The 16,217-nt window shown below is 67.8% G+C and carries 10 protein-coding genes; 5 read left to right on the forward strand and 5 right to left on the reverse strand.

All coding sequences use genetic code 11. The annotated features are described in order from the left end of the window. Positions 1-7: 7 nt before the first annotated feature. The 3 genes from AC6IW9_RS01020 to AC6IW9_RS01030 form a co-directional block, all read right to left on the reverse strand. Complete coding sequence (locus AC6IW9_RS01020) at positions 8-1,000, reverse strand: TonB family protein (protein WP_497768045.1); 993 nt, start codon at positions 998-1,000, stop codon at positions 8-10. A 319-nt stretch (positions 1,001-1,319) separates the two neighbouring features. After that, positions 1,320-1,586, reverse strand: a complete 267-nt coding sequence (locus AC6IW9_RS01025; protein ID WP_497768049.1) for a hypothetical protein — start codon at positions 1,584-1,586, stop codon at positions 1,320-1,322. Then, entirely contained in the window at positions 1,583-3,397 is a 1,815-nt protein-coding gene (locus tag AC6IW9_RS01030) for an aminopeptidase P family protein (protein ID WP_497768052.1), read from the reverse strand. Before AC6IW9_RS01030 ends, AC6IW9_RS01025 begins: the two co-directional genes overlap by 4 nt. 289 nt (positions 3,398-3,686) lie before the next feature. Here AC6IW9_RS01030 and AC6IW9_RS01035 point away from each other — a divergent pair, with 289 nt between their 5' ends. The 5 genes from AC6IW9_RS01035 to AC6IW9_RS01055 all read left to right on the forward strand — a co-directional run bounded on the left by AC6IW9_RS01035 (position 3,687) and on the right by AC6IW9_RS01055 (position 12,501). Beyond that, complete coding sequence (locus AC6IW9_RS01035; RefSeq protein WP_497768054.1) at positions 3,687-5,156, forward strand: L,D-transpeptidase family protein; 1,470 nt, start codon at positions 3,687-3,689, stop codon at positions 5,154-5,156. A 409-nt stretch (positions 5,157-5,565) separates the two neighbouring features. Beyond that, complete coding sequence (gene dnaG / locus AC6IW9_RS01040; RefSeq protein ID WP_497768057.1) at positions 5,566-7,470, forward strand: DNA primase; 1,905 nt, start codon at positions 5,566-5,568, stop codon at positions 7,468-7,470. A gap of 231 nt (positions 7,471-7,701) precedes the next feature. Continuing rightward, positions 7,702-9,708, forward strand: coding sequence for an RNA polymerase sigma factor RpoD (gene rpoD / locus AC6IW9_RS01045; protein ID WP_497768060.1), 2,007 nt, complete (start codon positions 7,702-7,704; stop codon positions 9,706-9,708). 281 nt (positions 9,709-9,989) lie between these two features. Beyond that, entirely contained in the window at positions 9,990-11,840 is a 1,851-nt protein-coding gene (locus tag AC6IW9_RS01050) for an Eco57I restriction-modification methylase domain-containing protein (RefSeq protein ID WP_497768063.1), read from the forward strand. 100 nt (positions 11,841-11,940) lie between these two features. After that, a complete protein-coding gene (locus AC6IW9_RS01055) occupies positions 11,941-12,501 on the forward strand; it encodes a hypothetical protein (RefSeq protein WP_497768065.1) in 561 nt (186 codons plus the stop codon). On the opposite strand, the gene AC6IW9_RS01060 is transcribed toward AC6IW9_RS01055, so the two are convergent. Together AC6IW9_RS01060 and AC6IW9_RS01065 are read right to left on the reverse strand one after the other, a co-directional pair. After that, entirely contained in the window at positions 12,502-13,101 is a 600-nt protein-coding gene (locus AC6IW9_RS01060) for a TetR/AcrR family transcriptional regulator (RefSeq protein ID WP_497768067.1), read from the reverse strand. Then, positions 13,098-16,217 carry an efflux RND transporter permease subunit gene (locus AC6IW9_RS01065; protein WP_497768070.1) on the reverse strand — a complete coding sequence of 1,040 codons (3,120 nt, stop codon included), beginning with the start codon at positions 16,215-16,217 and terminating at the stop codon, positions 13,098-13,100. Before AC6IW9_RS01065 ends, AC6IW9_RS01060 begins: the two co-directional genes overlap by 4 nt.

Here is a 16,217-nt window from a genome sequence, read left to right on the forward strand (position 1 = left end):
CGCCTCATCACCGAGAGTAGTGAAAGCTGACGGGATACATGTGATTGCCGGGCGGGGCGGGAAACGGCGCGGCGCGACGCACCGCGGCGATCGCCGCGGCGTCCAGATCCGCAAAACCGCTCGACCGCCTGACGGCCTGATGCACGAGATGGCCGGCGGCGTCGATATAGAAGACGACCTCGCCGGTGTTGGGCGCATGCTTGCCGCGCAGGTGAGGCGGAATTTGAAAACGCGGCATGATCAGAGCGTGCAGGAGGGACAGATAGCCCGGATCGGCCGTGCCGCCGCTCGCCGGCGACGGCTTGGAGGCGCCGCCGAATTTGAAATCGGGCACGGGCTCAAGCGAAGCGAGCTGCTCGGCGATCGACTTCGGCTTGGGCTCGGGCGAAGCTTTGATGTCGACCTGCCCGCGCGCGTCCTCCGGCTGCGCCTGCGGCTCGGGCTTCGCCTCCTCGACCACTTCCGCGTCTTTCTTGTCCTCCGCCGCCTCGGGCCGTTCGGGAGCGAACTCGGCCGCCGCCTCCCTCTGCCGCTGCGGGTCGGCGCTCGTCTCGGGCGAGGGCCTGGCTGCGCGCGCGGCGTCGGGCGGCGCCTGCCGCTGCGCCTTGGTCTCCGGATCGGGCGCCTCGCGCCAGGCGGTCTCCTGGTTCGGCGCGCGCGGCGCGTCGTATGCAGGCTTCTCGTCGAGAATGATCTTCTGCTGCGGCGGCTTTTCCTTGGGCTTCGGCTGTTCCTTCTCCAGCTCCGGGGGCGGCTCGGGCTCCGGCTCCGGGGGAGCAGGCTGCGACGGCGGCTCCGCGATCACTTCGACCGGAACCTCCTGCTCCTGCGTCGACATCTCGAACGAGTGCAACGCCTGTTCATAGAGAATGATCGCCAGCAGGACGAAGTGGACGATGAACGAGACGACGACCGGCGCGAGCGGACGGCGCTCGGGAGCCTCGACGATCTCATCGGGTTCGGGCGCGCGCGACTGGGCCGGATCCGCCTCTGTGGTCATGGAAAGAGACGGCCTTTCGCCGCGCCCTTCGGGCGCCGCGACGAGGCGCGGCGAAACGCGACGATGCGGAAGGCAAGGTGTCATCGGCCAGCACGACCCATTGTCGACGAGAGAATTCACAGAAAAGCAGCGGAGGTTCAACCCCTGCGGACCGGGATTTGGGAGGCGGCCTGAAATCCGCGCGCCCTCTGTCGCTGGAATGCGCCTTTTTTCGGGAGCGCCGATGCGGAGCCTCCACGAAATGCGCAGCGACGGCGCACTCGAGAAGCCGCGCGCCGACTTATCGATTGCTCCGCCGCGCGCGCGATGACGGCGCGCCTCACGGACAATGGATGTAATAGCCGCCGGAGATTTCTTCGACGCGGCCCGTCGCATCCGACGACCGGCGCGCCGAGCCGCCGCGCCGGCAATGATCCTCGAAATCGGCGGCGCGGTCGACGGCCGCCTGCTTGCGCGCGGAATCGATATGAAATCCCTGCTCCTGCGGCGCGCGGACGAGGACTGCCCCGGTCGAGCCGGGCGGAAAGCGCTCGCGCGAGCGGCGCTCGAACGCGCCGGCGAGCTTCGACGTCGACGAGTTGGTCATAGGCGGCGCGTCGCCCCCGCGAGCCATTTGCGCGTCGGCGCATCGAGATGCGGCGACAGCTCCTTGCGCACGCGCGCGTGATAGGCGTTCAGCCAGCGCGTTTCGTCCAGCGTCAGCAGCGAAAGGTCGATCGACGCGAGATCGAAAGGCGCGAGCGTCAAGGTCTCGAAGCCGAGCGTCTCGCGCTCGGCCCCGGCGATCGTCCGCTTCTCCACGACGATGAGATTTTCGAGACGAATCCCATATTCGCCGGCGCGGTAATAGCCTGGTTCGTCCGAGAGGATCATGCCCGGCCGCAGCACCGTCGTCCCGAGCTTGGAGATGCGCTGCGGCCCCTCGTGCACCGAGAGATAGGCGCCGACGCCATGGCCCGTGCCATGATCGAAATCGAGGCCCGCCTCCCACAGGCTGCGTCGCGCGAAGCCGTCGAGCTGCGCGCCGGAGACGCCCGCCGGAAACACCGCGCTCGCCACCGCGATATGCCCCTTCAGCACGCGGGTGAAATGCTCGCGAAACTGCTTCGATGGCCGGCCGACCGCGATCGTGCGCGTCACATCCGTCGTGCCGTCGATATATTGCGCGCCAGAATCGACGAGATAGACGCCGCGGCCGATCCGCAGATCGCTCGCCTCGGTGACGCGATAATGCGGAATGGCCGCGTGAGGGCCGAAGGCGGAGATGGTCGGAAAGGAGAGATCGCGCAATTCGCCGGTCTCGCGCCGGAACGTCTCCAGCGCCTGCGCCGCGGAAATCTCGGTGAGCTCGCCCTTGGGCGCGACGCCCGCGAACCAGGCGAGGAAGCGCGTCAGCGCCATGCCGTCGCGCAAATGAGCCGCCCGCGCGCCGCCGAGCTCGGTCTCGTTCTTGACCGCCTTCAGCAGAGCGATCGGATCGTCGCCGATGCGCGGGCGCCCGCCCGCCGCGCGGAACAGGTCGACGAGCCGCGCCGGCGCGGTCGCCGCATCGAACATCACGGTCTCGCCGCGCCGGCCCGCCTGCTCGAGATCCTCGACGAGCCGCTCGGCCGGCTCCACATCGGCGAGGCGCACGAGCGCCGCGCGGGTCTTCGGCGACAGTTTCGCTTCGTCGAAATAGAGGCGCGGCCTGCTCTCCTTCGGCAGCAGTGCGAAGCCGAGCGCGATCGGCGTATGCGCGACATCGGCGCCGCGCAGATTGAAGGTCCAGCAGAGCGCATGCGGATCGGAGACGAGCAGCGCGTCGGCTCCGGCCATGGCCTTGCGCGCCCGAGCGATCTTGGACTTGATCGACAAGCCGGCGAGGCGCGGCGGATAGAGCGCTATGGCGCCCCGCGGCGGCGGCGGGCGATCGCTCCAGACCGCGTCGACCGGATTGCCGTCGAGCGGAACGAGTTCGACAGTCTTGCCCTCGAGCGCCTTCGCATAGCGTTCGATCTGTGCGGGCGTATGCACCCAGGGGTCGAAACCGATGCGCGCGCCGCTCTTTGCGTGATCGGCGAGCCAGCGCGCGGGCGTCGTCTCGCCGATGTCGATCACGGCGAAACATTTCGCGTCGACCTGCTCGGGCGCCTGCAACGTGTAACGTCCGTCGACGAACAGGGCCGCCTCTTCCGGCAGCACGACGGCGACGCCGGCCGAGCCCGTGAAGCCGGTGAGCCAAGCGAGGCGCTCGGCGGATTTCGGCACATATTCGTTCTGATGCTCGTCCGCGCGCGGGACGATCAGCCCATCCACGCCGCGCCGGGCCAATTCGGCGCGCAGCCTGGCGAGCCGCAAGGCGCCGTCCTCGGATGCGGCGTCGTCGGCGAAGCTCTGGAATCTGCTCTCGAACATCGTTCGAGCCTATGCCCTTTGCACGAGGACGGCAATAAGCGCCTGCGCTGCGGACGATCGCGCGACCGCCTATGGCGCCCACATTTCAGGAATATTCCGTGGAAATATCCCGGAGAGCGCGCCCCTTCGTCGCCCTTTTCGGCGGCTCCCGCCCCCTGCGGTCACGCTCTGGCCACGCGAAGCGTCTTGCGTTAGAAGGTTATTGGGAATTTCGGGTCCAGTGTCGTGATAGGGTCTTGCGGGATGTGATTCGCGTCGCGCAGATCCGGGTCGGAAAAGCGGGGCGAGAATGACTCTCATCCGGAAGATCGGGCGCATCGCCCCTTACGGCTTGGCCGCCGGCGGGGCGCTCGCGTTGAGCGCCTGCAACGACTCCGGTCTCTCGCAGCGCTCGCTGCAGCCGATCCCGCCCGAGACGCTCGCGCTGATGGAGCAGGCCGGCGTCAGCAAGGAATCGCCGACGCTCATTCGCAGCTACAAGAAAGAAGCCGAGTTCGAAATCTGGAAGCAGCGGCCCGACGGCCGCTATGTTTATCTGAAGACATTTCCGATGTGCCGCTGGTCGGGCCAGCTCGGCCCGAAGGTCCGCGAAGGCGACCGCCAGGCACCGGAGGGCTTCTATTCGATCACTCCGGGACAGATGAACCCCAATTCGGCTTATTATCTCTCCTTCAACGTCGGCTATCCCAACGCCTACGATCGCGCGCTCGGGCACGGCGGCGGCTCGATCATGGTGCACGGCGCCTGCTCTTCGGCCGGCTGCTTCTCCATGACCGATCACCAGATCTCGGAGATTTACGCGATCCTGCGCACGTCCTTCAACAACGGCCAGCGCGCCATTCAAATGCAGTCCTATCCGTTCCGAATGACGGCGGAAAATCTCGCCAAGCACCGGCTCGACCCCAATATCGGCTTCTGGAAGCAGCTCAAGAACGGTTCGGATCATTTCGAGGCCGCCTGGCGCGAGCCGACGGTCGGCGTCTGCGGCCGCCATTACGTGTTCGACGCGGCGCCCGCGGGCGGCCATTCGCTGGACGCCGGCGCGCCCTGCCCCACGCTGAAACAAGACCCGCAGATCGAGTCGCTGGTCGCGGAAAAGGCCGCCAGGGACGACGCCAAGATCGCGGAGCTGGTCGCCGGCGGCATGAAGGCGGTGCGCGTGGTCTATCAGGACGGTGGCCAGCATCCGGCTTTTTACGCCCGCGTCGCCGAGGTCAGCCGGCCGGAGGCGCTGGCCGCCCCGCCGACCGAGATTCTGATCGAGGAGAAGCCGGCCAAGGCGCCGGTCAGAATCGCCGCCAAATCTCCGGTGGACGCGGTCGCGGCGGCGAAGGCCGCGCAAGCGGCCGCCGAGAGCGTCGCCGCGGCGCAGCAGCCGCCGGCCGCATCCACTGCGCCCGCCGCCGAGCTGGCGCTCGAATCGACCAGACTCGCCGCGCTCGCGGCCGGCGCCGGCGCGATCGGTGGTTGGCTCGGCTTGCGCAAGGAGGCCGAGACGGCGCCGGCCGCGACCGAGGTCGTGAAATCGGAGGCCGAGCAGCCGGCGAGGCAGGAGCCGGCGTCCGTCGTCAAAGCGGTTACGACGCCGCGCCGCGCGGACACGGCGAAGAAACCGCAGACGCCGATCGGAAAGAAGCCGGAGGCTTCGCTCGAGACGAAGACGCCACGAAGCGTTTCCGCGGCGGCCGCTTCCTCCTCCGGCGTCGCGACCGCCAGTCTGCGCGACGGGTCCCTACAGCCGGCGCCGGCGCGGCCCTGATCCGCAAAACGGGCGTGAAACGCCCGCTCGCCGGCACGGGTCCCCGGCCGACGCGAATCGTTCCCCGAAAAAATCCGCCCCCTTTTGGTGCGGCGAAGCGTCGCGCCCTGCGAAAAACGCCGGAAAAGCCGCAGAATCATGGCCCAATGCGCAAGCGCGGCCGTGTATCGAACTTTTACGCTTGACACTTGTGCGCCGCAGCAATACAACAGTGCGACGCAGCGAGATTGGTCTCGCTCCGTAGCCCTCCTTGGGCGTTTCCTCCCTTGACTTGGGCCGCTGGCTTCCGGCGGCCCTTTTTTTTTCGCAGCGCTCCCGGCGCTGTGATTTACGGTGACGACGCCGCTTTTTCGGGCGCCGGCGCGTGGCGGCGGTGCTAAAAAAGCCTCATCCGCGACACTGGGCGTCCATGCGATTTCCTCCGTCTTTCCTCGACGAGATCAGAGCCCGGGTGCCGGTTTCGGCCGTCGTGTCGCAGAAGGTCAAGCTCAAGAAGCAGGGCCGCGAATGGCGCGGCCTCTCGCCGTTCAACGCCGAGAAGACGCCCTCCTTCTATGTCAACGACCAGAAGGGGTTCTTTCATGATTTCTCCTCCGGCAAGCATGGCGACGGCTTCACGTTCCTGATGGAGACCGAAGGACTCTCCTTTCCCGAGGCGGTCGAAAAGCTCGCCGGAATAGCCGGCCTGCCCATGCCGGTCGAAACCAAGGAAGCGCGCGAGGCGGAAGAGAAGCGCGCGACGCTCGGCGACGTGCTGGAATGGGCGGCGCAATTCTTCGAGGCGCAGCTGCGGGGGGCGGCGGGAAGCGCGGCGCGCGCCTATCTCGCGGGCCGCGCCATCGGCGAGGGGGATCGCGCGCGCTTTCGGCTCGGCTTCGCGCCGCCCGAGCGCCATGCGCTGCGCGATCATCTCGCCGGCAAGGGCGCGAGCGTCGAGGCCATGATCGAGGTCGGGCTGCTCGTTCATGGCGAGGGGATCGTCGTCCCCTATGACCGCTTCCGCGATCGGATCATGTTTCCGATCGCGGACCGCTCCGGGCGCGTCATCGCCTTCGGCGGCCGGGCGATGGAGAAGGACGCGCCGGCCAAATATCTCAATTCGCCGGAGACGCCGCTCTTCCACAAGGGCGCGACGCTCTACAATCATCACAACGCGCGCAAGCCCGCGCATGAGGCGGGCTATGTCGTGGCCGTCGAGGGCTATGTCGACGTCATCGCCATGACGGCGGCCGGCTTCGCGCAGACGGTCGCGCCGCTCGGCACGGCGCTGACGGCCGAGCAATGCGCCTTGCTGTGGACCATGGCCGAGGAGCCGATCCTGTGCTTCGACGGCGACAAGGCCGGGCGCAAGGCCGCCGACCGGGCGATCGACGTCGCTCTGCCGCTCATCGGACCCGGCCGGAGCTTCCGCTTCGCTCTGCTGCCCGACGGCCAGGATCCGGACGAACTGTTCCGCGCCGGCGGCGGCGCGGCCATCGACGAGGCGATCGCCGCGGCGCGGCCGCTCGTCGACCTGCTCTGGGCGCGCGAGACCGAGGGCGTGCGGCTCGACACGCCCGAGCGGCGCGCGGCGCTGGAGCGCCGCTTCGCCGAGCTCAGCCGAACCATCGCCGACGAAGCGCTGCGCCGCCATTATGGACAGGAGCTCGCCGAGCGCTGCGCGACCCTGTTCGGCCGCTCGCGGGGCCATGCGCAGCGGCGCGACGGCCGAGCGCCCCTGCGCCGGTTCGGGGGGAACGAGCCCTCTTTGCGCGGGCCACTGACGATCGGCGCCTCGCTCGCCCGCTCGCCGCTCTATCGCGGCCAAGCCGCCGCCATCGCCCCGCGCGAGGCGCTGATCTTGCTGATCCTGCTCAATCATCCGCAGCTGCTGCAGGCGCGTCTCGAGGAGATCGCGGCGCTCGACCTCGACTCGACGGAAGCGCGGGAACTGCGCGCGGCGCTGATCCGCAGCGCCGGCGACGGAACGCCGAACCGCGAGGCGATCGAGCGCGAGATCGCCGCGGCCGGGCTCGAGGCGTTCTGCGCGCGCCTCTCGGGAATGGCCGCGCACGCCTCGCTCTGGAACGTGCGCTCGGAGGCGGCGGCGGCCGACGCCGCCGAAAGCCTACGTCAAGCTTTGGTCTTGCAACACCGCGTGCGGGCGCTACATAAAGAACTACGAAAAATCGAGTCCAGGCTGGCGGACGCGCCTAGCGATCATGATTTCGCCCGCCTGAGCGATATTCAAGCGCAATTGAACGCGATCGAGGGAACCGAAGCCATGGTCGAAGGGTTCGGTTCCTTGTCCGGTCGAGCGTCCCGTACGGTTTGAATCGCCGGGGCCTGCGGGGCTCGGACGAAAGCGGGGCTTTCGGTTAACGGAGTGTCAAGCCGGCGCTCCGACTGTGAGGCGACCGGCGAATCGCCGCGGCGGCAGGGCCGTCCGCGGCTTGTTTTGCGCTTGCTCCTGTGGTTTTCGTAAGGCGGCGAGCAGAATGGCGACGGACCTGGGGCGCGGCCGCGGCGGGAGGCCGAGCCGCGACGGCGGGCTTTGGAGCGAGGAATGGCGAAAAAAGACGACGAGAAAGTCGAAACCGAGGGCGCAGTCGCGGTCGAAACCGCAGACGGTCCTCTGCTCGACCTCAACGACGCCGCCGTCAAGCGGATGATCAAGCTCGCCAAGAAGCGCGGCTTCGTCACCTATACCGAGCTCAACGCGGTCCTGCCGTCGGAGGAGGTCTCCTCCGACCAGATCGAGGACGTCTACGCCATGCTGCAGGAGATGGGCATCACCGTCTCCGAGGGCGAGGATCCCGACGACGCGGAGGGCGAGGAGCAGGCCGAGGAGGAGGAGGCCGAGACCGGCGGAGAACTCGTCGAATCGAGCCGTTCGACCGCCGTCGCCACGCGCAGCTCCGAGCCGGCCGACCGCACCGACGATCCCGTGCGCATGTATCTGCGCGAAATGGGCTCGGTCGAATTGCTCTCGCGCGAGGGCGAGATCGCCATCGCCAAGCGCATCGAGGCCGGCCGCGAGGCGATGATCGCCGGACTCTGCGAGAGCCCGCTCACCTTCCAGGCCATCATCATCTGGCGCGAGGAGCTCGAGGCCGGAAAGGTCCTGCTGCGCGACATCATCGATCTCGAGGCGACCTACGCCGGGCCCGAGGGCAAGAACGCCAAGCCTCCGACCCAGGAGGAGCTCGCGCCGGCGACCGCGCCGCGCACGCCGCCCGCCGCACTCGGCGAGGCGGGAGCGCCCGCCGAGGAGAGCTTCGAGGAGGAGGACGATCTCGAGAATTCGGTCTCGCTCTCGGCCATGGAGGCCGAGCTGAAGCCGCGCGTGCTCGAAACCTTCGCCCGCGTCGCCGACGCCTATAAGAAGCTGCGCCGGCTGCAGGACCAGAATGTCGAGAACAAGCTCAAGAACGAGACGCTGACCCCGGCTCAGGAGCGCAAATACAAGCAGCTCAAGAAAGAGATCGTCACGGACGTGAAGTCTCTCTCGCTGAACCAGAACCGCATCGAGGCGCTCGTCGAGCAGCTCTACGACATCAACAAGCGCCTCGTCGGCTATGAGCGCAAGCTCTTCATGCTCGCGGACGCGCAGGGCGTCGGGCGCGAGGACTTCCTCGACAAGTTCCAGGGCTCCGAGCTCGATCCCAAATGGATCAACCGCGTGTCCAAGCTCGGCTCGCGCGGCTGGAAGGAGTTCGTCGCCAACGAGAAGGACAGGATCAAGGAGCTGCGCGGCGATATCCATGCGCTCGCCACCGAGACGGGTCTCGAGATCGCCGAATTCCGCAAGATCGTCCAGATGGTGCAGAAGGGCGAGCGCGAGGCGCGGCAGGCGAAGAAGGAGATGGTGGAAGCGAATCTCCGCCTCGTGATCTCCATCGCCAAGAAATACACCAATCGCGGCCTGCAATTCCTCGACCTCATCCAGGAAGGCAACATCGGCCTCATGAAGGCGGTCGACAAATTCGAATATCGCCGCGGCTACAAATTCTCGACCTACGCCACTTGGTGGATTCGCCAGGCGATCACGCGCTCCATTGCGGATCAGGCGCGCACGATCCGCATCCCGGTGCATATGATCGAGACGATCAACAAGATCGTGCGCACTTCGCGCCAGATGCTGCACGAGATCGGCCGCGAGCCGACGCCGGAGGAGCTCTCCGAGAAGCTCGCCATGCCGCTCGAGAAAGTGCGCAAGGTGCTGAAGATCGCCAAGGAGCCGATCAGCCTCGAGACGCCGATCGGCGACGAGGAGGATTCGCATCTCGGCGATTTCATCGAGGACAAGAATGCGGTCCTGCCGATCGAGGCGGCGATCCAGTCGAACCTGCGCGAGACCACGACTCGCGTTCTGGCCTCGCTGACGCCGCGCGAGGAGCGCGTGCTGCGCATGCGCTTCGGCATCGGCATGAACACCGACCATACGCTGGAGGAAGTCGGCCAGCAGTTCTCGGTGACGCGCGAGCGCATCCGCCAGATCGAGGCGAAGGCGCTGAGGAAGCTCAAGCACCCGAGCCGGTCGAGGAAGCTCCGGAGCTTCTTGGACAATTGAGCGCCGCGCTGCTTCGGCGCATGTGACGACTTCCGCCTGGGGGCTTACCGTCCAGACCCGCGTTTGGACCGCTCGCCTTCAGGCTCCGCGGTTGCGGCGGAGCGAACGGAAAGCCTGTGGCCGCTCTGCATGAATTCTCCCTGCACTGTGGAACGCATAGCCGACCGAATCTCGAAGCCGGCGCGTCGCCGGCTCCCTCCCCGAACGGGCCGATGATATGATGGTCTCTCGCGAGATGGCCCGCGCGATGATTCGCCGGCGGAGATGATCGACGAGACGGGATGGATGAAGCGGCCGCGGGCGGACGATTTCTCACGCGACGCAAGCGCGAGGGGATCGTCTACACGCGCGCGCCGATCGCCCGCTTCCTCGTCGAGCGCACGCTCGCCCGATCGCTGGACGAAACCCGCGCCGCGCTCGCGAAAGCGCACCGCGGCTGCGAGACCATCGCGTTCTGGCGTGATTGGATCGCGGCGCTGCGGTCTTTCTCCATCGTCGATCCCGGCTGCGGCGAAGGCGCCCTGCTCATCGCCGCCGCGGAGGAAATGACGCGGCGCTATCGTGAAGCGTCCCACGGCCTGACGGCGCTCGGCGTCGACGCTACGTTCGATCCCGCGCGGGAGGCGATCCTTCACAATCTCTTCGGCGTCGACATAGATCCACAGGCGGCCGCTCGCGCTCGCCGCGCGCTGGCGCGGCTTTCACCGTCCGACGAAATTGCGCGGCGTCTCGAAGAGACGATCCGGGTAGGCGACAGCCTCGTCGACGACGTTTCGGCGAGCGAACATGGCTTCGATTGGCGCGCGGCCTTTCCGAGCGTGATCCCGCGCGGCTTCGACGTCGTCATCGGCAATCCGCCCTATGTGCGGATGGAATATCTGAAACCGCTGAAGCCCTGGCTCGCGCAGCGCTATGAAGTGGCGGCCGAGCGCGCCGACCTCTACGCCTATTTCTTCGAGAAGAGCCTCGCGCTGCTGAAGCAGGGCGGGCGCCTCGGCTTCATCTGCTCCTCCACCTTCTTTCGCACCGGGGCCGGCGAGAAGCTGCGCGGCTTTCTCGCGCGCAGCGGCGCGATCGAATGCGTCGTCGATTTCGGCGACCTGCGCGTTTTCGACGATGTCGTCGCCTATCCCGCGATTCTCGCGCTGCGCAAAGGCGCGCCGAATGGCGGCGATCTCGCTTTTCTTCGCCTTCGCACGGAGCCCGAGGATCTCGGCGCGGCCTTCCGCGAGCGGGCGCGTCCCATGGCGCGCGCGCGGCTCGGCGCGGGCTTCTGGCGCTTCGAGGAGGAGGCGTTGGCGCGGCTGCGCGACAAGATCGCTGCGGGACGCCGAACGCTGGCCGACACCTACGGATCGCCGCTCTGGGGCGTGAAGACCGGGCTCAACGACGCGTTTCTGATCGACGGCGCGGCGCGCGACCGAATCGTCGCCGATGATCCGCACGGCGCGGAGCTATTGAAGCCCTATCTGCGCGGCGCGCATATCGGCCGCTGGCGCGTCGCCGCGCGGCGGCTCTGGCTCGTCGATCTGCCGAAGGGCGGCGGCGTCGACATCGCGCGCTATCCCGCCGTCGCGGCGCATCTCGCGCCATTCCGCCCGCGGCTCGAGGCGCGCGCGACGCGCCAGGCATGGTTCGAACTGCAGCAGCCGCAGCGCGCCTATCGCGCCGCTTTCACGCGGCCGAAGATCGTCTTCCCCGATATTTCCCAGGGGCCGAAATTCGCTTTCGACGAGAGCGGAACGCTGATCGACGCCACCGCCTTCGCCCTGCCCTGCGCCGATCTCTCGCTGCTCGCATTTCTCAACTCGCGCCTCGTCTGGTTCTTTCTGCATTCCGTGTCGAACCCGCTGCGCGGCGGCAAATGGCGTCTGCGGCTGAAGGCGCAATATGTCGGGCTCGTTCCGATCCCCGCAGCCGCGCCGCCGGTGCGGGAGCGGCTTGCGGCGGCGGCCCGCGCCAATGGCGAGGCCGCGCGGCGACAGGCGAGCGCCGGCCCGGCCGAGGCCATGCAAATCGCCGCGGCGATCGACGCGCGGGAGCGCGAGATCGACGCAAACGTCTATGCGCTCTTCGACCTTTCGGCCGAGGAGGTCGCCGCGATCGAATCCTCGCTCGCGGGGCAATATTGACCTATTGTTCTCGCAATGTGCGTTGGCGCACATCGGGCGGCCGGCGCGCGGGCTAGAGAGAGAGCCGGTCCGCTCCTTCATTTCGAAGAGGAACAGAAACATGGTCTCCTTGCGCGCTCTCCTGATGCCCATCGCCGCCGTGACAGTCGTTCTCGCCGCGCCCGCTCATGCGGGAGGAACGGCCGAGCAACGCTCGGCCTGCATGGGCGACGCCTTCAAATTCTGCTCCGGCGACATTCCCGACGAAACCGCGATCGAATCGTGTCTGCGCCGCAACGGCCGCCGCCTGTCGTCGGCCTGCCAGGTCGTGATGGGAGTCCCCGCGCCCGGCGAAGCGACGACGCGCCGCGCCAGCCGCTCCATCACCGAGCCTGCGCAGCACGAAGCGGTCGACCAGCCGGTCACGGCCGTCGCCTCTGCAGGCGGCGATGCTTATGTCGCGGACGACGAGCGGCCTGCGCGCCAGCGCCATTATCGCCATCATCGCCGGCACGTCGCCCATGTGCATCACCGACGGCATCGTCATGGCTCCGGCTTCGGGGGCTTCGGCGGCTTCGGCGGCGGCGACCTCGCCAGCATGGCCGGCCCGGCGATGGCCTTCATGCCGATGCTCACCAAGCTGTTCCAGGACGGCGGCCCGAGCCTCGACGACGACGATTGATCAGCGGCCCGCACGCAGCGCCGCGAGGCAGAAGGCGACCATCTCCTCGCGGCTCGGGCCGGGCTCGTCGGCGCATTCGACCATGAGCCGCGGATGGCAGAAGCGGATGCAGGCGGCATGCGCCAGCCGCGCCGCCTGCCGCGCGTCGCCGCGCGGAAACTCGCCCGCCTCCATGCCGCTCGCGACGACGCGCTCCAGCGCCGCGTCGATATGCGCGATATGGTCGGAGACGATCGGCCAGTGCTCGGCGATCGCCGCCTCCACCATGTCGTGGAGCTTGCGGTCGGCGATATAGCGCTCGCGGTTCATCGTCTCATTGGTCTCGACGAGACGGGCGAAGCGCTCGGCCGCCGATCCGGGCCCGTCCGCCACCGCGTCGATCGCCGCCTCCACCTCGCCCATCAACAGGCGGGCGACGGCGGCGTTGATCTCCGATTTGGCGCCGAAGAAACGGTAGACATTGGCCGGCGACATGCGCAGCTCGCGGGCGATGTCGGCGACCGTCGTCTTCTGGAAGCCCATCTGACGGAACAAACGCTCCGCCGTCGCGACGATGCGCGTCCGCGTCTCGCTCTCGCGCGTCGCCGCCTCTGCGCTCATTCCGCTGCTCCCTCGGCGAGCCGAAAGCCCGGCTGCGGCGCCGCCGGCGTCTCCTCGGGCCGCGCGTCGAGCCGGCGCCGGAACCATAGCGCGTAGAGCGCCGGCAGGAACAGGACGGTCAGGAAGGTGGCGACGAACAATCCGCCCATGATGGTGAGCGCCATCGGCCCCCAGAAGGACGAATGCGACAGCGGGATCATGGCGAGGATCGCGGCGAGCGCGGTGAGCGCCACGGGCCGCGTGCGGCGCACCGTCGCGCCGATGATCGCCTCGCGATAATTGGCGCCGCGCTCCAGATCCTGGCGCACCTGATCGACGAGGATGATCGAGTTGCGCATGTCCATGCCCGACAGAGCGATGAGCCCGAGCAGCGCGACGAAGCCGAAGGGCGCGCCGGCGAGATTGAGCGCGAGCGAGGCGCCGATGAGCCCGAGCGGCGCGCTCATCATCACCAGGCCGAGCCGCGTGAAGTCCTGCAGCTGGATCATCACGATGACCAGCATGAGGAGGATCATCATCGGAAAGACGGCGGCGATGGAGGCGTTGGCCTTGGTCGATTCCTCGATCGCGCCGCCCATTTCGATCCGATAGCCCTCGGGGAGCGACGCGCGCAGATCTGCGAGGCGCGGCCAGATGCGGCTCGTCACATCGGGCGCCTGCGCGCCGTCGCGCACGTCGGCGCGCACTGTGATGAGCATGTCGCGATTGCGCCGCCAGAAGATCGGCTCCTCGTGCTCATAGACGATGCGCGCGATCTGCGAGACGGGAACGCTCGCGCCATTGTTGGAGAAGATCACCATATCGGCGAGCCGTCCGAGATCGCCGCGCTCGTCGGGCGTCGCGCGCGCGATCACGTCGACGCGGTCGATGCCGTCGCGCAGGCTGGTGACGGTAAGGCCGGAGATCATCATCTGCAGACGACTCGCGACCTCCTGCGGCGTCAGCCCCATCAGCCGCGCGCGGTCCTGATCGATGACGAGACGCACGGCGGGCGCCCGCTCGTTCCATTGCAGATGGGGCTCGATGATCGCTTCGTCCTCGCGCATCACGTCGCGGACTTTATAAGCGACGGCGCGGACCTCGGCCGGATCGCGGCCGATAACGCGGAACTGCGCCGGAAAGCCGACCGGCGGACCGAAGTTGAAGCGATCGACGCGCGTGCGCGCCTGCGGCAGCGCGCCTGCCGCCAGCGCCGCGTCGAGCCGCCGCTTGACGCGCTCGCGCGCCGCGACGTCCTCGGCGACGATGACGATCTCCGCATAGGCCTCGTTGGGCAGGGCGGGGCTGAGGCCGAGCCAGAAGCGCGGCGGACCCTGGCCGATATAAGTCGTGAATTCGGCGGCGTCTGGATCGCCTTTCAGCAGCGCCTCGGCCTGCTCGGCGGCGGCCTTGGTCTCGAAGATCGACGAGCCTTCGGCCAAGCGCATCTGGAAGAACAGCTCGGGCCGCTCGGAGATCGGGAAGAACTGCTTCTGCACATGGCCGAAGCCCAGCGCGGCGGCGACGAATACGCCGGCCGTCGAAGCGACCACCAGACGGCGATTGTCGACGCTCCAGGCGACGAGGCGCCGCAGCGCGCGATAGGGCGGCGTCTCGTAAATGGCGTCCGGGTCGTGACGCGCCTCGGCGCGGACCATGTCGGGCAGGAGCTTCACGCCGAGAAAAGGCGTGAAGATCACGGCGACGAACCAGGAGGCGACGAGCGCGACGCCGAGCACCCAAAACAGCGAGCCCGTATATTCGCCGGTCGACGAGGCGGCGAAGCCGACCGGCATGAAGCCCGCCGCCGTGACCAGCGTTCCGGTCAGCATGGGAAAGGCCGTCGAGCTCCAGGCGAAGGTCGCGGCGGCGATGCGGTCATAGCCCTGCTCCATCTTCACCGTCATCATCTCGACGGCGATGATCGCGTCGTCGACGAGGAGGCCGAGCGCGATGATCAGCGCGCCGAGCGAGATGCGCTGGAGATCGATCCCCATCGCATACATGAAGACGAAGACGACGGCGAGCACCAGAGGCACGGAGAGCGCGACGATTATGCCGGTGCGAAAGCCGAGCGAGACGAAGCTGACGACGAGCACGATGCCGAGCGCCTCGACGAAGGAGCGGGTGAATTCGCCGACCGCCGCGGCGACGACTTTCGGCTGATCGGCGATCTGCTCGATCTCCATGCCGACCGGCGTATCGGCGCGCGCCGCCGCGAGCGTCGCCTCGATCGCCCGGCCGAAGCTCAGCACATTGCCGCCCTTCGCCATCACGGCGCCGACGACGACGGCCGGCGCGCCCTTGTGGCGCACGAGAAAGCTCGGCGGATCCTCGAAGCCCGGAACCACATCCGCCACATCGCCGAGACGGAACACCTGTCCATTGGCCTCGACCGGCGTCGCGGCGATGGCGTCGGCGCCTTCGAGCGCGCCGGTGACGCGCACCGGCACGCGCGTCGTCGTCTCGAACACGCCGGCGGCGTTCACCGCGTTCTGCTTGGCGAGCGAATCGAACAGAGGCTGCGGCGCGAGGCCCAGATTGGCGAGCTTCGCCTGGCTGAACTCGACGAAAATCTTGCGGTCCTGCGTTCCGTAGACGTCGACCTTCACCACGTCCGGCGTCGCCAGCAGGCGCTGGCGGAACATCTCCACGACTTGGTCCAGCCGATGATAATCGGCGCTCTCGCCAGTGACGGCGAACAGGACTGAATCGACGTCGCCATATTCGTCGTTCACATTGGGACCGATCACGCCCTGCGGCAGGTCGCCGCGAATGTCGTTGAGCTTCTTGCGCAGCAGATAGAAGAGATAGGGAACCTGTCCGGGCGGAGTCGTATCCTTGAACGTGACCTGCATCGCGAGGAAGCCGGGCTTCGAATAGGTCTCGATCTTCTCGAGATAGGGTAATTCCTGCAGCTTTTTCTCGAGCCGGTCGGAGACCTGATCGCGCATCTCCGACGCGTCGGCGCCGGGCCAGAGCGTCGTGATATTGGCGACCTTGATGGTGAAGGAGGGATCCTCGGCGCGCCCGAGCCGCAGATAGGAGTAGAGGCCGGCGACGGCGAGAGCGAGCATCAAGGCGAGCGTCAGCGTCTGCCGGCGCACCGCCCAGGCGGAGAGATTGAAGCCGGTCAT

The organism is Methylosinus sp. shoA (genome assembly GCF_059718125.1).